The organism is Pedobacter sp. L105 (assembly GCF_009765875.1).
Lineage (GTDB): Bacteria > Bacteroidota > Bacteroidia > Sphingobacteriales > Sphingobacteriaceae > Pedobacter.
In genome coordinates this window covers 538,053-558,528 of record NZ_LMUP01000002.1, presented here as the reverse complement: position 1 = coordinate 558,528, position 20,476 = coordinate 538,053, and the positions used below count along the sequence as shown (strand labels likewise).

Here is a 20,476-nt window from a genome sequence, read left to right as displayed (position 1 = left end):
CGATGGATTGAATAGCATTTAATGCGAATCATATGGTGTAATGGACTTCAAAATAGTAGACAAAATCAATCCATATAATACAAAACTGATGAAGATGATATAACCCGGCTGCAAAGCTGTATTGTTTGTGGTAATGATTGTTAAAAAATCACTACGGATGTTCAGGCTTGACAACTGACTTTCTAATAAACCGTTTAAGCCGATATACGTCATTAGTATGGCAATAACAATTACGTCCGCCATGCTCCACTTACCTGACTGAAACGCAAAGTATTTGATGAACTTATTTTCAGCCACTTTTCTTTTACTCAATAGATGGATACCGGTAGAACTTAATTTCATCACCGGAAAAAGGATACTAAAAACAAGAATTAAAATACCAACCAATATAGAATCAACAGCCGGTTGTTTTACCAAAACCTCTACCACATCGAGAATGCTCTTGGTTTGAAAGAATAATACCTGGTTCTTAAAAACCACATGTTCTCCTAACAATACAAAATCCAGTGATTTAATACGCGCATCGACTTCAATCATTGATGCAGTTAAACCTACTGCAAGCAGCACAAAGGCAAACAATAACGACAGGACAAAAAGTGTAGCGTGTAATTCTACCCGTTTCCGGAACATCCACCATAGGGATAAAACAATCAGAATACAGCCAAGCATACCAAAAGAATAATTATAAGTGGTTGTACGAATAGTATCCAGCGATGCAGTCAGTTTATTATTAAATTCATCTGGAGAGGAAACATGATATTTGCTGTACATTTTACTGATTTCCGCATTATTCGCAGTTGTGGTACTGTCTATATAACCACTGTGTTCAACAGCTATAAACTTGTTCATTGCCAGTGTACTTAACTGCTTTTTATTTGTCGGGTTGTCAATCTTTGCGATAATAGTTTTTGCGAACCCGGGAACCTGGGCCTTGATCTTATCGGTATTTACAAAGGTTTTGACAGCTAATTTTTTCAGCTTTCCGCCTAAAGACTGTTGTGGTTTATTAACCAGTGCTTCGGCCTTATTGATCAATGCCAGAATGATTTGTTCAACTTCTACCTGCAGTTGCTTTTTTTGTTTTCGCGTCATGGTGAAATGACGAACCTGGTGGTTAATAATACCAGCTACTTTATCATGCCACTGGTCGACTGAAAAAAGCCCGAAAGTAATGTTATTGATATCGGAATAATCCTTTTTAATTTCCTCCTGCTGATTGGAAAGCGTATGCAGGCGGTAGCCAAAATAACCTTCACCCACTAAAAGTAAACCCAGGCCAAGGATTAATAATAATTTAGAGACGTTAAATCCCTTAACGACATTGTTTTGTTGTTCTGCGGTCAAATCAGTTGAAATTAAGTTGTGGAACGTCCATACAACTTAAAATTTCTGGAAATGTTTGATTGCTTTTTTGGTTACACTTTTTAAGAGTGAGATATTTAACATGACTAATAAACTTTCGATCATGATGACGTTTCTCAAATCTTCCATCTGAGTAATTCAGACTAATAAATTTTGTGTCCTGAAAAACTAAATTTTGGGCAATCATAAAAGTAATTCGGATTAATAGGTGATATCTAGATGTAAATACATATAGATATTAAGATACAAAGAAACGCCTATTACGGCGAGTAATACTTTATTAGTTAACGTGAAAAGCCCTTTTTGAAGGTTTCATGGCAAGGAGGATGCAGATACAATAAAATAAGCAACTGCAATTACTAAAAGCAATGATCCTCCGCTACGCTTAATTTTAGAACAGGGCTTTTGATATTATCGATCAGCAATTAGCACAGCTGAAAGAAGAATTGGAGTTATAAAACCATTGGAGTTTTGGAACTCAGGTTGATTAATTACATCGCATTCTCATTCACAAAAAAAAGGCACCGGTGCTCCGGTGCCTTAAATTATTCTATCATATGATCTTCGAATCTGTTTTTTCAGATTAAAAGATAAACATAAGTTCTTTGAATTATTTTAAATCAAACCTATCCAGGTTCATCACTTTAGTCCAGGCAGCAACAAAGTCATTTACAAATTTGTCCTGACCACCTGCGCTTCCATAAATCTCAGCAACAGCTCTCAGTTCTGAATTAGAACCGAAAACAAGATCTGCACGCGTAGCAGTCCATTTTACATCGCCGGAAGTACGATCGCGACCCTGATAAAGTTCCTTATCGTCTCCCACTGCTTTCCATTGGGTTGCCATATCAAGCAGGTTGATAAAGAAATCGTTGGTCAGCACACCAGGTTGCGAAGTGAAAACACCATGTTTAGACTCATCAAAATTGGTATTCAACACACGCATACCGCCTACCAGTACCGTTAACTCAGGTGCTGTAAGGGTAAGCAAATGCGCTTTATCGATCAGCAGCTCTTCGGTAGAAACACTAACCTTCGTTTTACGGTAATTACGGAAACCATCAGCAGCAGGCTCCAGGAAAGCAAATGATTCTTCGTCGGTTTGTTCCTGTGAAGCATCCATACGTCCTGCTGTGAAAGGAACGTTGATATCCTTGCCTGCATCTTTAGCTGCTTTTTCAACGCCTACGCTACCAGCCAATACGATCAGATCTGCCAGCGAGACTTTTTTACCATCGCCCTGTGCACCATTAAATTCCTGTTGAATGCCTTCCAGTTTATTCAACACTTTCTGCAATTGAACAGGGTTATTCACCTGCCAGTATTTTTGCGGAGCAAGACGAATACGGGCACCATTGGCACCACCACGTTTGTCCGAGCCACGGAAAGTAGAAGCCGAAGCCCATGCTGTAGACACCAGTTCAGAAACGCTTAAACCTGATTCAGCTATTTTTGCTTTTAATGCTGTAACATCACCTTCAGCTATCAATGTATGGTTAACTGCTGGAATAGGATCCTGCCAAAGCAATTCTTCCTGCGGTACATCAGGACCTAAATAACGTTCACGGGGACCCATGTCACGGTGTGTTAATTTAAACCATGCACGTGCAAAAGCATCAGCAAACTCATCCGGATTTTCAAAAAAGCGTCTTGATACTTTCTCGTAAGCAGGATCAAACCTTAAAGCAAGGTCGGTAGTCAGCATGGTAGGTAAATGTTTTTTTGAGCTATCATAAGCATCAGGAATAATAGCATCTGCATCTTTAGCTACCCATTGGTGCGCACCAGCAGGGCTTTTAGATAATTCCCATTCGTATCCAAATAAATTTTCAAAAAAGTTATTGCTCCATTGGGTTGGTGTTTTTGTCCATATCACTTCCAGCCCGCTGGTAATTGCGTGGGCACCCTTACCAGAGCCATAACTGTTGCTCCAGCCTAATCCCTGCAATTCAACATCAGAAGCTTCAGGCTCTTTGCCTACATGGTCTGCAGAAGCAGCCCCATGTGTTTTACCAAAACTGTGTCCACCGGCTATTAAGGCAACGGTTTCCTCATCGTTCATGGCCATACGGCCGAAAGTATCACGAATATCTTTAGCAGCTAAAAGAGGATCAGGATTACCATCAGGACCTTCTGGATTCACGTAGATCAATCCCATTTGTACGGCTGCAAGCGGTTTTTCAAGATTGCGGGAGTGTATGTCACCATCAGCATCATCGTCTGATACCAATACACCATGACCTTCAACTACGCCTGGAGAACCATGCGCATAACGCAGGTCGCCACCCAGCCAGGTAGTTTCATTACCCCAGTATACAGATTCATCTGCTTCCCAAACATCCTCGCGGCCACCTGCAAACCCAAAGGTTTTAAAACCCATAGATTCCAATGCGATATTACCGGTAAGGATCATGAGGTCGGCCCATGAAATGTTGTTTCCATATTTTTGTTTGATAGGCCACAGTAATCTGCGTGCTTTATCGAGACTTACGTTATCAGGCCAGCTGTTCAGCGGTGCAAAACGTTGTAGTCCTGCTCCGGCACCACCGCGTCCGTCACCTACACGGTAGGTTCCGGCACTGTGCCATGCCATACGGATGAACAAACCGCCATAGTGGCCAAAGTCTGCCGGCCACCAGTCCTGCGAGTCGGTCATCAGTGCATGAAGGTCTGCTTTCACTGCTGCAAGGTCGAGGCTTTTAAAAGCTTCTGCATAATTAAAGTCTTCACCCATAGGGTTTGACAAAGAGGAGTGCTGACGAAGAATACTTAGCTTTAACTGGTTAGGCCACCAATCGTTATTACGAGTGCCGCCGCCGCCAGTATTGTGTTTCATAGTGCCATTATGAAACGGGCATTTACTGATGTCATTTGATTCGCTTTCCATATTTATAAGTTTATATATTGAACACTCAACGTGCCCTGGTTATTGTAAAGTACTATAAAATTATGGTTTTAGATGTGATAAACACAATCATTTAATTCTATGCTAAATAGTTAAAATCTATATGATCTAATGATTTCAATAGTTTAAGTGTATAGTCGAAGGTTTGAAAATATTGATATGATAAACTAAAAGTATGATTACCTTGATCAAATGAAATTTGCGCTTACCTTATTCATTACATTGATTACCTTTCAGACATTCTCCCAATCTAAAACCGTAACTTCTATTGACGATACCAAGCCATTTGTGCTTGGCGTAATTGATGAGCTTTACTCAAAGGAATTGGGAGAAAAAAGAATTTTAAATATCTACCTTCCTGAAGGTTATAATAAAAATGATTCTATTGTTTACCCTGTAACTTATCTGCTGGATGGATCGGCCGACGAAGATTTTATACATGTGGCAGGTCTTTATCAGTTTAACAGTTTTGAATGGGTAAACCGTGTTCCTAAATCTATTGTAGTGGGTATTGCCACAGTAGACAGGAGGAGGGACTTTACCTACCCAACTACTATTGAAAAGGACAAAAAGAAATACCCTACGTCCGGGCATTCCGATCAGTTCATTGCTTTTATTGAAAAAGAACTCCAGCCATTCATTGAAAAAAAATATAAGGCTAATCATTCCAGAACAATTATCGGTCAGTCGCTGGGAGGACTATTGGCAACCGAGATCTTACTCAAAAAACCAGCACTTTTTAACAAATACATTATCGTGAGCCCAAGCATTTGGTGGGACAATGGTTCCTTGCTTGATCAGGATTCACCCTTAATAAAAAGTACATTTTTACAACAGACCAAAGTTTATATTGGCGTAGGGAAAGAAGGACTCGCACCTACCGTTTTACCTCGTGTGATGGAAGTAGATGCAAATTTACTGGAAGAAAAAATCAGGCATACCAAAAGCAAAGCCGTAACGGTTTATTTGGACTATCTCCCTCTGGAGGACCATGCAACCATTTCCCATCAGGCAATATCAAACGGACTGAAATTTATTTATAGCGACATCAAAAATTAAATCTTATCCGTTACGATTTCAACTGTTCACTGAAAAAATCAATAGTACGTTTCCAGGCGAGTTCTGCTGCGGCTTTATCATAACGGGGGGTAGTATCATTATGGAAGCCATGATTCACGTTTTCATAAACAAACTCCTGGTATTTTTTGCCATTGGCATCTAAAGCAGCTTTATACGCAGGCCAGCCTTCCGTAATCCTGGTATCTAAAGATGCATAATGGAGCATTAAAGGTGCATGAATTTTCGGTACATCGGCCGCTGCAGGCTGACTTCCATAGAAAGGCACTGCCGCTGCAAGTCCTGGTATACGTACCGCCATCATATTGGCAATGCCGCCGCCAAAACAAAAACCTACAACACCAACCTTACCATTGCAGCTTTCATGGTTTTTTAGATAATCGTATGCGGCTATAAAATCTTCTTCCATTTCGCCTTTATCCCTTTTACTTTGAAGGGTACGTCCCTCATCGTCATTACCAGGATAACCGCCCAGTGGGGTTAGTGCATCGGGTGCAAGTGAAATAAATCCTGCCAGGGCAGCTCTTCTGGCCACATCTTCGATATAGGGATTTAAACCCCTGTTCTCATGAACAACGATGATACCTCCAAGTTTCCGGTTGGCAGCTATAGGTTTTGAAAGCAAGCCCCTGATCGTTCCGCCGCCTTTTGGTGAAGAATAATTGATGTAAGCTGATTGCAGACGCGGATCATCCGGTTTTACCTGTACATTTCCTGTATAATCGGGCATCAGGAAACTCATCAGCGCAGGTACAGTTAGCCCGCCAACCGCGTAAACTGATAGCTTTTGAACAAATGCGCGACGGTTAAGCCGGTTGTGCGCATAGTCATCATATAGGTCAAACACTTCCTGTTTGATATCTTCTTTGTTTATCTGGCTCATAGTTAAAGATCTGATCAGTTGATGATTAATGCGCTACCTCATTCTAGAACAATATAAATAGGATTTGTTCTTTACCAAAATCTGCGCCCCGGTTTTTATATAAAAATACAATGTTAATTGATACAATCAGAAATATTTTTAACTAAATTAGGTCATCATAAGTTAACGAACTCAAAGCACATGAAAGCTAAATATTGCATGATTTTTTTGGCACTTGGCCTATTATACGCCTGTACAACCAAAGTTTCTAAACCTGCCGGCGATCTTCACTTAAATGGTACCTGGCAGTTAATTTCAGGTACCGAAATAAGCGGAGGAATAAAAACCGTTACGGATTATACCAAAAAACAGCAAATGATCAAAATTATCAATGATACTCATTTCGCGTTTTTAAAACATAACTTAGTTACCAATAAAGATTCAACAAATCATTTTGATGCAGGGGGAGGTACTTTTACGCTTAATGGCAATCAGTATACCGAACACCTGGACTATTATGCTAACAAAAATATTGAAGGCAACACATTTACTTTTACGGTAAGTATTAAAAATGACACCCTGATTCAGCAGGGTATTGAAAAACTAAAAAGCGGAGGTGCTGAAAAAACCATCTACGAAAAATATATCAGGCTAAAATAACCGGTCAGGAAGATATTATATCGTCACCACTAATCGCTTTCCGTCGGGAACATCCAGGTTCCAAAGCTCAGTGATGTCTTCTAATCTGACTTCTATGGTTTCCACTTTTAATTTACCGTCGGCCGCCAGCTGAAACATTTCCGGTAATATTTCAGAAAAGAGTTTGCGCACATGGTCTTTAGGCCAGCTGCCCAGTCCTGAGCCTGTTAACTGCAGATCAACACTCCTTAGGTTTGCAGCAGATAGCTGGATCAAATCTCCTGACATAGCGCCTACAGAAACAAATCTTGTTTTATTTGTAAATGAACCGTTACCCTTTAAACAGCCCAATATCATTTCGGCGGTGTGCCCCCATACATAATCAATAATGATATCAATTGGCGACTCGTTGTGTACCTTTTTTATTTGCGAGATAAACTGCTCATCCTCCTGTTTTAAAGAAATAATTTCATCGGCACCCAGTTCCATTAGATCTGTTAAAGACTGCTGATTCCGGCCGGTCACAATTACTTTTTTGGCACCATAATGTTTTGCCAGCTGAACAGCAACCCGCCCGGTAAAACCGGTAGCACCATTGATTAATACTACTTCTCCATGCTGGATGTCTGCTTTAAAACGCAGGCCCATTGCCGCGCCCATCACTGCATTGGCCAGTGCTGCCGCAGTGGCATCACTGATTCCGGCGGGTAATTTTACAATCCTGTCTTTTTTAATGACAGCTCTTTCTGATAACATTCCGTTTACGCCCATCCCATAAACCCTTGTGCCATCTTCGAGCAGGCAAACGCCATCGCCGCCAACCACGCGGCCATTTTCTTTTGGTTTATCGCTCGAATAATGTTTTCCGCTGGCCGTACCTTTATCAAAATGTTTTAGTGCAACTGCCTTTACAGTGACTAATACTTCATCGTTGTTTTGAACTTCCGGTTCCCGAAAATCTATATATTGGGGTAATTCACCCTTTTGGTACATTACTGCTGCTTTCATTTGAATTGAATTTATTTTAAACGGTAATGAAGCTATCATTAGCTTATTGATAACAGTCTGTGGACGGTAAGCTGATGATAGTTTCTTTCTGTTGAGACAAAATTACTGTTAGCCGGAATGCCTGACGATAACATTTGTTATCAAATGTCCTTCTCTTATTTTTTTCGTGCAAGGGCACTTTTTATCCTGCTCAGATGAACCTTGCTGATGCCTAAATAAGAGGCGATGTAATGCTGCGGAACCCGCTGAATGATATGCGGCCGTTCGTTTAACAGATTTAGATAACGTTCTTCTGGCGTATCCCTGAGGAAAGAAACAAACTCATGCATGTAATGTAATTGCCTTTCAGCGGAGAGCTCAAAAATTAAGTTCAGAAAACCCGGCTCTTCACCCAACTCAGTCATGAAACGATGTACGTGTATTTTAGGTAATAAATAAATTATTGACGGCTCAATCGTTTCGATGGTAAACAGGCTTGGTGTGTTCTTCAGGAAGCTTTCAAAAGAAGTTAATCCCTCTTGTTCAAAGAAAAACTGTACAGTTTTGTCGGTTCCTTTGTTGTTAAAACATAAACGTATACAACCTTTTTCTATAAAAATAAAATTTCCTGATACTTTTCCCTCTTCTAATAATACTGTTTTTGCAGGGACTTCCCTACGTTGCTGAAACTCCTTGTATTTATCCAAATAGGGAGTGAGCTGAGGGAATTTGTCTTTGAAATGGAAAAGCATATGTTGACAATATGATTTGCTAAGTTAATTGAAATAGCGATCTCTATATCATGCAGCGATTATTTTATCTGCCGGATTAACGGGTCTTTTTTTTTGTCCGTAATTAATATAACGACAATGATCGTCATTCAAAATGATTACCGGGAAACATAGGTTAGAAAATTTCAATTATCTGATAGCGTTTCACTACGAGCATTATAAAACCACAAGTAGGGGACAGTGCCAGACTAGGAGGAAGCTGTACCTAACGTAAGCGCTTTTGCAGGTTGTGGAGAGGGTTGATTTAAAAGAAAACGTGAATGAATCACTTTAATCTCACTATCACTTAATTTCGACGTTTTTTTCAAAATTGCATCAAAAAAACTTACTTCTTTTTCTGTGGCAGGGCAGCCTACATTATCAGCAGGAGTTGCTGTTGCAGCGCCATCTTTAGGCATTAGTGAATTAGCAAGAACATTTCCTTTTGTGTCTAATACCAGCCAAAAAGGTAATCCTGATTTTTCTCCGCCAAACTTTGTCATTACTTCCATGCTGCCAGGGTTTTCAAGATTTGCTTTTGCCGGTTGTTCAAGTACATCCAAACGAGCGATAACATAATTATCGTCGATCATTTTTTTGCAGCTTGGATCATTAAGGGAAGCTTCCATTTTTTTACACCAGCCACACCAGGAAGCATGGAAAATGAGCAAAACCTTTTTGTGTTCTTTAGCGGCCTTTGCATAGGCGTCGTTCATTATGCTTTCTGAAGCAGGCAGTGCAGTACCAGTTTGTGCCGAAGCCGCAGAACCAATAAATAGAAAAATTATATATAATAAGTGTTTTGCTTTCATCATAAATAAATATAATAAATTCCTTTTGATTTTATCTCACTTCTAATTAATTATTCTTATCGCATAAATCTTAAAAATAACGTCTTCGCCATTCTGCTTTTTAGATGATTACCGGTAGTCTATAGCGCTCAGCAACTCAATACATCAGATAGCATAGATATCTTCCTGAAAAATAAAATGCAGTCGGAACAGTTCCCTCATTACAGGTAGCTGTGGTTTGGCAGGAAATGAACTCAACAGCTGGTAGTGCCAGCTGTTGAGCCAGAAAAAAATTAACCGAAGCATTATCGATTTTTAAATTGAATGTACCGCTTTACCCTGAAAACTCAAATGCGATAACCTGGGAAAGATACTTGAGCTGATCAAAACACTTCCAGTCAGTTAAAAGCCCTTTCGGAAAAATAAGGCGGCCTTAAAAATTAGGATCGAAATTAAAGTATATTGGGTTAGACAATCCAACCATATTTCCACTTAAGGCCATGGACAATGGAACTTCCGGATAAGCTGTCTGCGGCCCTTCAACCGTTACACGGTAAAAACTTCGGCCATGTAAGGCCGGTGTATCAGTAAACTCCACCATTGGCTTTTTACCCGTCATCTTGATGGTGCTGTATGGATTACCGTTTTTCACTATGCTAACGGTATAAGATGAGTCGGCCACAGTATTTCCTGTAAGTTGCACCCTGAATTTAACAGGTTTACCTGTCGACTTAGCATTATCTCCCATCATCATATCCATTTTACCATCCTCATTCAGATCTGCATAAAATTCAACACGGGGTGCATATGGATTTGCGCTAACGCAAACGCGGCCATTGGTAAGTGCGTCTACTACTGCCTGTTTGGTTCTTGCTGTAGCGAAAACCCAGGTGGTTGGGGTACCAATATAGTTGGCTTTGGCCTGTCCGCTATTTTTTGTGGCTTTATCGGGTGTATCCGGAGTACCGTGATGAGAATCACTTCCGCCTCTGCCAGTCAGTTTGCGGCCTGAAGAAAGCATATCGTCCCAGATCATGATCGCATTGGCATTTTTAGGCCATACTGCAGAATTCCAGACTTCAATTGATTCTACCATATCATAAGAATAACCGAAATGATCTTTTCCACTTGGATGGTTAGCCGATAAATGAATGCCAAGCTCCTTTTTTACGGCTCCAACTACAACATCGCGCTGATCGCGAACGTCGTATAACCGCTGATGGTCATAAGGTCTGGCCGAGAACACGTTACCGTGGCCGCGGGTGGTGGTCCACTCTTCACCATATAGCAGGAGCAGGGATTTTGATTTGAACTCAGGATCTGCCCAGGTATTATTGGCTGGGTCGCCATTAACATGGTTATCATGATCGGTAATACAGATATAGTCCATACCAACAGACTCAGAGAAGGCAACGATTTTCGAGACAGGATTGTTCGAGGCATCCTTGCTGTGGTTAGAGTGCAGATGGAGATCGCCCTTTAACCATACGCCCTTGCTCAGGCTCGCAATGGGAGGGAGCGTGTCAATATCTCTGGGAGCCCAGGGGTTAGTGTGGGTGGACTGGGCCATTGCAGCACCACCGATCATAATGAAAAATCCTGTGCAGAGCATGCCCGTCAGCATGTTTTTTGTGTGTTTAAATCTCATAAAAAAAATTGAAGTTGAATGATGTTTATTGATTCCCAAATAGCCTAAAGGTGCTTTTGACAGGAAATATACCGGCGCACTATTAACAAATTGTTAATAGTTTGAAATGCAGTGAAATTGTGACAGTCTCTGCCGGGAAAGATGCAAGCCATTTGCTGACTTCTTGCTGTAATGATGGTGAGATCGTATCAGCAAGCTGTATCAATAATACCTATCGCCGGCCATCGGATAAGGCAAACCATGAATAGTTTTGTGATTGCTGCAGGTGTTTATGTAGCCGCATTAACCGATGACGCCCTGACAACTGCCCAAAAAATTGGCATTGTAACCGTTGATAAGAACGGTACAGCCTGCAAAGTTTCTGATGCTGTTGAGGCGATTAGGAAAATAAAAGATAAAGGAGGAATCGGTAAAAAGAAAAAAGTGGTGAAATGCTGATTGGAGTTTGTAAAGTAAGGAACGTATAGCGGATGGTACAGGCAAAGATGTGGGGAGTTTTTAAATCTTCAGCTGCCTCCAGATGTCTTTTATCTTGGATTCTCTTTACTGTTAAGGATGAAATTCATGTAGATATAATCGGCGAATTGGGTAAAGTCGCTACAATTTTAAAGCACATTTAAATGATACAATAATTCTCAATCTTTTTTATTAATTAAATAATTATTTCCTGACTATCGAATGTTAGATTTTCGTGATACCGAATCTATTAGGATGCAATAATCTGGTCTTCGACTAACTATTCTGCCTGTATTGTTAGCTAATTGGCTCGCCGCATAATTTCTACTCTCCATTAAAATAGATTCTGGCATAATTTTAGTAAAATATTAAAATATCAAGGCTTTGCTTGAAATTGGTGACTTGGTAAAACGATTTTAATTAACGATATCTCATTATAAAGGGTTTAACAATGAAGAATTTAATTAGTGATCAGTTTATTATTTACCTCTAAAAATTTTAATTTAATCTGCCGAATTTATGAAGATCTTATTAAGCTACCTTAAAAAATATAAGTGGACCGTGCTGCTTGCATTATTAATGACAGCTATAAACCAAAGCTTCTCACTAATAGACCCGATGATTACCGGAAAGATTGTCGATACGTATATCGTTAAACGCGATCTTTTCACCAGACATGAATATTTTACAGGTGTGCTGACACTGATAGGACTGGCCATCGCTGCCGCCTTTATATCACGTATTGCCAATAACTTTCAGGATTACTTTACGATCACTGTTGCACAAAGGACTGGTGCTGAAATGTATGCCGACGGTATGAAACATTCGCTGGCAATGCCTTATGCTGTATTTGAAGAGCAAAGAAGCGGAGAAAAACTAGGTGTATTGCAACGTGTAAGAAGTGATTCAGAGAATTTTATTAAATCCTCAATCAACGTAACCTTTATGGCGCTGTTTGGGATCATCTTTGTTTCTGTATATTCATTCTTTATCAGTTACAAGGTTACGGTAGTGTTTCTTTTATCAGTACCGATCATCACTTACTTAAGTTGGGTGCTATCAAAAAAGATAAAAGTTATTCACCGTGCAATCATTCTGAAAACTTCTGTTTTAGCTGGCCGTACATCAGAATCATTGAGAAATATAGAGCTGGTTAAAAGTCATGGCTTAGGCGATCAGGAGATTGAACGTTTAAACGATGCAAGTTATAAGATCCTGAACCTTGAAATTATAAAAACCAAAATCCTTAGGATGCTGAGTTTTATTCAGGGTAGCACAGTGAATGTAGTACGCAGTGCCATGGTGGTGATTTTATTGATGCTGATCTTTGATAAAGAGCTTTCGCCAGGGCAGTATTTTAGTTTCTTATTGTATTCTTATTTTCTGTTTGGCCCGCTTCAGGAATTTGGCCATATGGCTTTAACCTGGCGCGAAGCACAGATTTCTTTAGGTAATTTTGAAAGAATCATGAAAACGCCAATTGAGCAGGTTCCGGAAGATCCTACAGAGATCAGTCAGATTCAGCATATCGAATTTAATAATGTGCAGTTCAAATATAAAAATGCTAACCGTTATGCATTGAATGGTATTTCATTTCATGCAGAGCAAGGTGAAACGGTTGCATTTGTTGGTCCTTCCGGATCTGGTAAAAGCACACTGATCAAATTGTTAGTGGGCTTGTATAAACCGTTAAGAGGTGATATCAGGTACAACGGAACCTCGGCAAATGATGTTCACTTGGATGAGTTAAGACGTAAAATAGGTTTTGTAACCCAGGATGCACAAATGTTTACAGGTAACATCAGGGACAATCTTTTATTTGTTAAGCCAAATGCTACTGATGCAGAATGTATGGATGCACTGAATAAAGCAGCTTGTCAATCATTGCTTGCCCGTGCTACTGACGGTCTGGATACAATGATTGGAGAAAGCGGTGTAAAAGTTTCCGGTGGTGAAAAACAAAGGTTGTCTATTGCAAGAGCATTGCTGCGTAATCCAAATATCCTTTTGTTTGACGAGGCTACTTCATCTCTTGATTCACTGACTGAAGAAGAGATTACCAAAACGGTAAACAAGTTATCTGAGTTAAAAGATCATATCACTTTGATCATTGCACACAGATTATCTACCATCATGCATGCTAACCGAATTTATGTGTTGGAAAATGGATATATCATTGAAAGTGGTAACCATGAAGAATTACTGGATCAAAAAGGTCTGTATTATGCAATGTGGCGTCAACAGGTAGGTAAACGTAAGCTGGTTGAAGAGATGAACAAGCTCGACGCTTTGGTTGAAGTAGGATAAACATAAATATATCGTAACCAAAAAGCCCGTTCAGTTTAATTACTGAATGATTGCCCCCAAAAAGTTAGACACTTATTGGGGGCATTTTTATGATTAGAAAAACAAAGTTTAGTTTAAGCTTCAAAAAATAGTCCTTCAATTTCATGATTTGACCCATCGTACTGGTAGAAGTTGATCCATTAGATCTTTTGCAGGCACCAGGTAGTCATGCAGCGAAGGTTCTGTACATTGGTCGTTTTAATAGGCTCAAAAAGCTCTCCACCCAGAATGGAAGTGTAATGGCTTAATGTTTCTTCATTAACAAGGTAACGGTTACTTCCGTCTGGTAAAGCATATCTACCATTGCCTAAGGGAAAAACCAGTTTTTCTATTCCGATGTCAGAAGCCAGTCTCACAAAAAAATACCCACCGGGTTTAAGTGTGCGCCAGATGGAACGCACCATCACATCAAAGTGTTCATGGTTGCTGGCAAAATGCAGCACGGCACTGCAAATCGCTAAATCAAAATATGCCGACGGAAAAGGAAGATCTTCTGCTGCGGCAATGACAAAGTTATCTGTTGGGTTTCCGGGTGCCAGCTGCGCTGATAACTGTTTGCCGTTCTCTACCGCATCAGCATTAGGATCGATACCATATACCTCAAATCCATTTTGCAAAAAATAGGGGAGGTTACGTCCGCCGCCAATACCAATATCAATGATGCGCTGACAATCGTCAAACCTGCCTTTCAGTAATTGATCGAACAAGTAGATATCTATATTGCCATAAAGTTGCTGCAGGTTATTATTCATTAGTGTACATCATTTTTTTATCAGTTGTAGCCTAACGTAAGTTTAAAAGATATATTGTGGGAAAAGATTGAAGCTACATTCTTTTTATCTGATTTCGTGACGTTTTTAACCATCGTATTTCAAACTGAACTATTCCACTGATTTATCTATTTTCAGAGGTATTCGTCTCCTTATAATCGATATTTTATTTTTTTTGTCTGTTTGATTTTAAATATGGATAATTATAAGGTGTTTTTGTATATTTAAGTAGGCTTATTTTGATTTTAAACAGTTTTTAATGATGTTTTTGTTGTATTTTATCTAATATGAATGTTAATTTTTGTTAAAACGCTTATTTAAGGCTAATTAACAGCTTGTTTTTTGATGTAAAACCTAAGTAAGTATATTTTAAAATAAATAATATAAATATATACGGTGTTTCATGATAGAAATTATGAGTTGTGATAATGAAATTGATATTAAAAATGTGATAAATGTCACAAAATATAAAACATGTATCCTATTTACTACATAATTGTTAGTGATTGATAAAAAATGTCCTTAAATTAAGATAAGTGCTGTGTAATTTGAGAGGAAAAAATAGAAATAAGAATTTTAAAACGGTTTAGCTTGTTATTTTAGCAAATTTTCATCTTAAAATCGGAACTGTAACATCGTTGTTTCAATCAAAATATGACAATTAAATCATTGTTTTGCTAAAACAATTTAGAAGTTCATTATAGAACTGCCATTTTTTTGAAATTATACTAAATATTTTGCGTCTGATAATAACAAAGATGTTACATTATATCTTGCAATTGCTAATACTAACTATTTAACTAAAGATTCTCGCATGAAAAAACGTTTACTCAAAAACTTACTTTGGGTTTTGATGTTACTGGTCGGCAATGCCGCCTGGTCGCAAACCCGTACCGTGACCGGTACCGTAACAGGCCAAGATGATGGTTTTCCCTTACCGGGAGTAACCATTACTGCCAAAGGTACTAAGGTTGGTACCTTATCATCCGCTGATGGTAAATTTTCACTAAATGTTCCGCAAGGAACAACCTCACTTATTTTTCGTTTTATTGGCTACACTACTTTGGAAGTACCAATTAATGGCAGAACAGTAAACGCAAAATTAAATACTAACAACAACATCCTAAATGAGGTTGTAGTAACAGGATCTGGTGTTGCAACCAGTAAAGCACGTTTAGGGATCTCAGTAGAAACCGTTTCTGCTAAATCGCTAACCGAAACCCCGCAGTCTACTTTAGAACAGGGTTTAATCGGTAAAATTCCCGGAGCGCAGATTTCATCTACAGATGGAGCTCCTGGTGCGCGTGTTAACATCGTTTTAAGGGGTATTAACACTATTCAGGGTGGTACATCTCCAATGATTTTGGTGGATGGGGTAGAATCAAGGGTAACTGACATCAGTTTAATTGATCCGTCTACAGTAGATCACATGGAAATTGTACAAGGTGCTGCTTCTTCAACTATTTATGGTGCGCAGGGTGCAAATGGTGTAATCCAGATTTTTACCAAGAGAGGTAAAGTTGGCGGAACCAGAATTGATGTATCCAGTGCTGTAACTGCATCAAGTCTGATTAACAATGGTGATGTTCACCAGGCTAGATTGAGTAGTTTTAAAACTGATGCCAATGGTAACTTTATCAATAGCAGTGGTGGTATTATTGAGATCAACTCTGATGGTATCTATCCTGGAGTAACCTGGGCAAATGCTGCGGGTGCATATCCTACTGCGATGACAAATCCAGCAAATATTGCTACCCAACAATATGGTACCAACTTAAAATGGTATGACCACTTTAAGCAAGTGTTTAAAACGGCTTATACCAGAAACAACAATGTTGGAATATCTGGGGCAAGCGATAAATCAGATTATAGTATCACCTTATCAGACAACAAACAACAGAGTATTGTCAGGACTGCTGGTTATAATGAGCGTACCAACCTGACTACTAACTTAGGTACTGAATTGTTTAAAAACTTTACACTACGTTCAAGTACACAGTTAGTATATAACCAAAATACCCTGGCTCCAGGCTTTGGTACTGGTAATGCTGGTGCATTGTTTAATGTAGAAAATACCTCTCCTTTTTATGATTTGAATAACAAGTTAGCATCAGGAGATTATCCAAACTCATTAAACTCTGGTGCGGTGAGTGTGAACGGATCTAATCCATTCTATCGTACAGAGTATGGTAGTCAGAAAACTAACAGGATGGACCTGTTGCAAAGTTTCATAGCTGATTATAAACCAAGTAAATTTGTAGAGTTTAATGCTAAATATGGTTTGAACTACAGCCATCAGGAGGCCAATCAGTTATATAAAGATCAGTCTCAGAACATAGCTTCTGTTGATAACAGTTATTACCTGGGTGGTGATATCACCGGGTCATTGTATAAACAAGCTTACACTCAGGTATTCCAGAATTTTAACGGTTCAGCAACCATCAGAACGGATTGGCAGAAAGACTTTAACAGTAAACTTCCAATCACAACCAGTACATTGCTGCAATATGACTACAGAAAAGATGTTTATAAAGAAAATGATATTCAGGGTGTAGGATTACAGCCTTATGCAATTTATAACTATCTGCAAACAAATTCTACCCAGGTAACTTATGATTACACCAGACCATTTATTACGTTTGGTTATGTAGTGAATCAAAAAATTGACTATGGAAATTACGGCGGTATTTCCGGAGGTTTCAGAAGTGATTATTCTTCTGCCTTCGGTGGAGGTTCTAAACCATTTACTTTCCCTAATGCCAACGCCTACATCCGTCCGTCATCATTTGATTTCTGGAAAGACCTGGGATTAGAAAATCGTTTCCCTGAATTTAAACTCCGTGGTGGTTTCGGTAAAGCGGGCATACAGCCAAACCCTTTTGACAGATATCCAACCTTAAGCACGCAAACTCTTGGTTCTTCATTGATATTCACCGTGCCTACCTCTGCAGCAAATCCAAATTTAGGTGTTGAAGTTTCAAGAGAAATTGAAGCAGGTTTAGATTTAGCCATTAAAGGTGCTACTGGTAACTGGTTTTCCAGCTATACGCTAAGTGGTACTTATTGGACTAGAAAAGGTACCAACATTATTTATCAGATTAATGTTCCACCAAGTACTGGTGCATCAAGTATCTTAACGAATGCAATCGACCTTTCTTCACACGGTATTCAGGCTTCCTTGAATATGAACGTGTTAAAGACTAAAAATTTCAACTGGAATTTCACTACTAACTTTAGTAAACAAACTACTACCATTACAGGAATCAATGGTCCGCCAATTATTTTAGCTTCAAGTGCCGGAAGTACTCAGCTGGCTTTGCTTCCAGGTCAGAAAATCGGTCAGATCTATGGTTACAAAGCTTTAACAAGTGTTGATGAGCTGAACAGTAAAGGCGTACGTTTCATTTCTGCTGCCAACGCTTCACAATATGAGATCGTTGATGGTCGGGTGGTGAATACCGCTACTAAAGGTATTCAGTATTCTAATGAAGTTTCTTCTTTTGGTGACCCTAACCCTAAGTTTAACATGGCATTTATCAACTCCTTTAATTACAAACATTTCTCTTTCGGTTTTCAATTTGACTGGGTTTATGGCAGTCACTTGTATAACCAGACTAAAGAATGGATGTATCGTGATGGTATCAGTGGAGATTTTGATAAAGCAGTTACTATTGGTGGTCAGACTGCTGCTTATACAGCTTATTATGCCAGTACTTATCAGGATATCATTGGAGCCAGAAATGGTGGGCGTAACTTTACTAAAGATTATTTCTATGAAAGTTCTTCTTTCCTGAGATTGAGAAATATTTCAGTTGGCTATGACTTCAGCAGCATGCTTCCAAATAAAGTATTTAAAAGGGTAATGCTAACAGTGACAGGTACCAATATCTTAACCTTCACTAAGTACACTGGTTTAGATCCTGAAGCCAACTCTGGTAACACTAACTCTGCCTTTGACAGAGGGGTAGATCTTGGGTCTATACCGAATTTAAAATCGTACCAGTTTAAATTAAGTCTTGGATTTTAATTGATCTTAAAACGGAAAAAAATGAAAAAAAACAGATACATATATATTGGATTGATGACCACGTTTTTATTTAGTGTCTCATCATGTAAAAAAGAACTGGATGTAAAAAATCCTAACTCGCCTACCTTAGAGCAGGCGAAAACAGAATCGGGAATACTCTCCTTATCTACAGGTGGTGTGTATATTAACGGTTTTTTAAATGGTGATGGCTGGTTGGGAAGTGGTTATTTCTCTTTGGTATCGGGTTTCCAGGAGTTGTTGGCAGATGATGTTTCTGCGGAAGCGGCCAACCAAAACGTTAACCAGGTAAGTATTCCTGGGTATGTTGTTCTGGATAACGGAACCAAAATTTCGAGACCAACCGATCAGGCAATAAATTTAAGATCGAACAATACCAGGGCTAAACAAAGTTCAAACTTATTTTACTATGAGTGGACTAACATGTATGCCATGAACAATGCTTTAAACCAGGTATTGGCTTTGGTAGATAACATCCCTTTTAGTGGAGATGCGACAACCAGAAAAAACACGGTTAAGGCCTGGTGTTATTGGTGGAAAGGTTATGCTTATGCAAAGTTAGGTTCTTCTTATTATGCAGGTTTAATTAACGATTTGCCAAATGTGGTTAATGCAAATTATGTGAGTAGTGCCGCTTTGATTGCAGAATCAAACAAAAACTTTAATTTGGCAGCGGGACTTTTGGGTGGAATTACAAATGTTGGAGATTATACAACGATAATGACCAAACTAATCCCTTCTGATGGACAGGTAGGTTTGGGTGCTGTACCAACACCAGCGATGTTTGTACATAGTATTAACACCATGAAAGCAAGAAATATCCTGGCGAATAAAAAAACCAGTGATATGACTGCTGCTGACTGGGCTTCTATTTTAACTTTAGTAAATAGTGGGATTACTGCTGGTGATGATGTCTTCACTGGCAGAACGAACTCTTCTAATACAAATGGTTGGTTTGATGCTAATGCTGGTGTCGTAGCTTCCAATACAGCTGGTCCTCCAAGTCAGAGTACATTTAAAATCACTGAGCGTTTTATACAGGAATTTAAAACAGGTGATAAAAGGTTGGCTAACAATTTTGGTAGTAATCCTTACATTAACCAGGTGGGTGGTTTCACTTTCAGTACCCGCTGGGAATTGTTTGATGCCAAACAAGGCAAAAACCCGAAGAATGGTGCTGTGATTTTAGCTGATAAAACTCCGGGTAATTACGAATTATACCTTGCTGGTACTTATGAAGAGAATGAACTGATGAAAGCTGAAGCGCTGATCAATACAGGTCAGATCGAATTAGGTTTGGCAAGTGTTGATGCAGTAAGAGCTTTTCAAGGTGCAGGCTTATCGGCTGTAGCTGGAACTGGTTTAGATTTAGCAGCAGCTAAAGAAGAATTACGCCGAGAAAGACGTGTAGCTTTAGTATTTAGAGGTACTTCATGGTATGATGCCAGAAGATGGGGTGTGATCTATGACATTTCAAAAGGCGGTGGCAGAACAAATGCTGTTGTTTATGGATCGGACGGTGTATTAAATACACATGCAACGATCAATTATAACTTTATGGATTACTTTGATGTACCAGCTGATGAGGCGGATTTAAATCCACCTGCTGCAGGTAGTGCAGCTGTAGTTAACCCAAATTATTAACCAATATATGCTCTCATAGTATGCAAAGGCTGCCTTAACGGGCGGCCTTTTGCATTTGTAAGAATTTATGAAGGCATCAATATTTAAAGGTATCTGCATATCTAGATACCTTTAAATATTGATGCCTTCATTGATGTAATTCAAAATAGAATCTATGTAGTTTTTAACTAGAGT

The 20,476-nt window shown here is 39.1% G+C and carries 15 protein-coding genes; 6 read left to right on the top strand and 9 right to left on the bottom strand.

What is annotated here, in order from left to right; genetic code table 11:
• Window positions 1-18: 18 nt before the first annotated feature.
• Together GSQ84_RS03565 and katG are read right to left on the bottom strand one after the other, a co-directional pair.
• Entirely contained in the window at window positions 19-1,344 is a 1,326-nt protein-coding gene (locus tag GSQ84_RS03565) for a paraquat-inducible protein A (RefSeq protein ID WP_158795869.1), read from the bottom strand.
• 628 nt (window positions 1,345-1,972) lie between these two features.
• Window positions 1,973-4,249 carry a catalase/peroxidase HPI gene (katG, locus tag GSQ84_RS03560; RefSeq protein ID WP_158795868.1) on the bottom strand — a complete coding sequence of 759 codons (2,277 nt, stop codon included), beginning with the start codon at window positions 4,247-4,249 and terminating at the stop codon, window positions 1,973-1,975.
• Between the two features lie 210 nt (window positions 4,250-4,459).
• Between katG and GSQ84_RS03555 the strand changes: the two genes are divergently transcribed.
• Entirely contained in the window at window positions 4,460-5,326 is an 867-nt protein-coding gene (locus GSQ84_RS03555) for an alpha/beta hydrolase (RefSeq protein ID WP_158795867.1), read from the top strand.
• Window positions 5,327-5,336: 10 nt separating this feature from the next.
• Here the strand turns inward: GSQ84_RS03555 and GSQ84_RS03550 are convergent, their stop codons facing one another.
• Entirely contained in the window at window positions 5,337-6,227 is an 891-nt protein-coding gene (locus GSQ84_RS03550; protein WP_158795866.1) for a dienelactone hydrolase family protein, read from the bottom strand.
• Between the two features lie 180 nt (window positions 6,228-6,407).
• Here GSQ84_RS03550 and GSQ84_RS03545 point away from each other — a divergent pair, with 180 nt between their 5' ends.
• The gene (locus GSQ84_RS03545) at window positions 6,408-6,866 is read left to right on the top strand and encodes a hypothetical protein (protein ID WP_158795865.1); all 459 of its coding nucleotides are present in this window, start codon (window positions 6,408-6,410) and stop codon (window positions 6,864-6,866) included.
• Between the two features lie 15 nt (window positions 6,867-6,881).
• On the opposite strand, the gene GSQ84_RS03540 is transcribed toward GSQ84_RS03545, so the two are convergent.
• The 5 genes from GSQ84_RS03540 to GSQ84_RS03520 all read right to left on the bottom strand — a co-directional run bounded on the left by GSQ84_RS03540 (window position 6,882) and on the right by GSQ84_RS03520 (window position 11,041).
• Window positions 6,882-7,853, bottom strand: a complete 972-nt coding sequence (locus GSQ84_RS03540) for a zinc-binding alcohol dehydrogenase family protein (RefSeq protein ID WP_158795864.1) — start codon at window positions 7,851-7,853, stop codon at window positions 6,882-6,884.
• A gap of 155 nt (window positions 7,854-8,008) precedes the next feature.
• Window positions 8,009-8,584 (bottom strand): Crp/Fnr family transcriptional regulator, encoded by a 576-nt coding sequence (locus GSQ84_RS03535; RefSeq protein WP_158795863.1) that lies wholly within the window; start codon window positions 8,582-8,584, stop codon window positions 8,009-8,011.
• A gap of 227 nt (window positions 8,585-8,811) precedes the next feature.
• Window positions 8,812-9,417: a thioredoxin family protein gene (locus tag GSQ84_RS03530; protein WP_158795862.1), complete on the bottom strand. Its 606-nt coding sequence runs from the start codon at window positions 9,415-9,417 to the stop codon at window positions 8,812-8,814.
• Window positions 9,418-9,558: 141 nt separating this feature from the next.
• A complete protein-coding gene (locus GSQ84_RS03525; RefSeq protein ID WP_158795861.1) occupies window positions 9,559-9,699 on the bottom strand; it encodes a hypothetical protein in 141 nt (46 codons plus the stop codon).
• 127 nt (window positions 9,700-9,826) lie between these two features.
• Complete coding sequence (locus tag GSQ84_RS03520) at window positions 9,827-11,041, bottom strand: CehA/McbA family metallohydrolase (RefSeq protein WP_216848856.1); 1,215 nt, start codon at window positions 11,039-11,041, stop codon at window positions 9,827-9,829.
• Between the two features lie 240 nt (window positions 11,042-11,281).
• Between GSQ84_RS03520 and GSQ84_RS03515 the strand changes: the two genes are divergently transcribed.
• Both GSQ84_RS03515 and GSQ84_RS03510 read left to right on the top strand, forming a co-directional pair.
• Entirely contained in the window at window positions 11,282-11,479 is a 198-nt protein-coding gene (locus GSQ84_RS03515) for a hypothetical protein (protein ID WP_158795860.1), read from the top strand.
• A gap of 537 nt (window positions 11,480-12,016) precedes the next feature.
• Window positions 12,017-13,804 carry an ABC transporter ATP-binding protein gene (locus tag GSQ84_RS03510; protein WP_158795859.1) on the top strand — a complete coding sequence of 596 codons (1,788 nt, stop codon included), beginning with the start codon at window positions 12,017-12,019 and terminating at the stop codon, window positions 13,802-13,804.
• 179 nt (window positions 13,805-13,983) lie between these two features.
• Here GSQ84_RS03510 and GSQ84_RS03505 read toward each other — a convergent pair whose 3' ends face one another.
• The gene (locus tag GSQ84_RS03505) at window positions 13,984-14,595 is read right to left on the bottom strand and encodes a class I SAM-dependent methyltransferase (protein WP_158795858.1); all 612 of its coding nucleotides are present in this window, start codon (window positions 14,593-14,595) and stop codon (window positions 13,984-13,986) included.
• A gap of 832 nt (window positions 14,596-15,427) precedes the next feature.
• Between GSQ84_RS03505 and GSQ84_RS03500 the strand changes: the two genes are divergently transcribed.
• Both GSQ84_RS03500 and GSQ84_RS03495 read left to right on the top strand, forming a co-directional pair.
• Entirely contained in the window at window positions 15,428-18,640 is a 3,213-nt protein-coding gene (locus GSQ84_RS03500; RefSeq protein ID WP_158795857.1) for a SusC/RagA family TonB-linked outer membrane protein, read from the top strand.
• A gap of 21 nt (window positions 18,641-18,661) precedes the next feature.
• Complete coding sequence (locus GSQ84_RS03495; RefSeq protein WP_158795856.1) at window positions 18,662-20,302, top strand: RagB/SusD family nutrient uptake outer membrane protein; 1,641 nt, start codon at window positions 18,662-18,664, stop codon at window positions 20,300-20,302.
• Window positions 20,303-20,476: the final 174 nt, after the last annotated feature.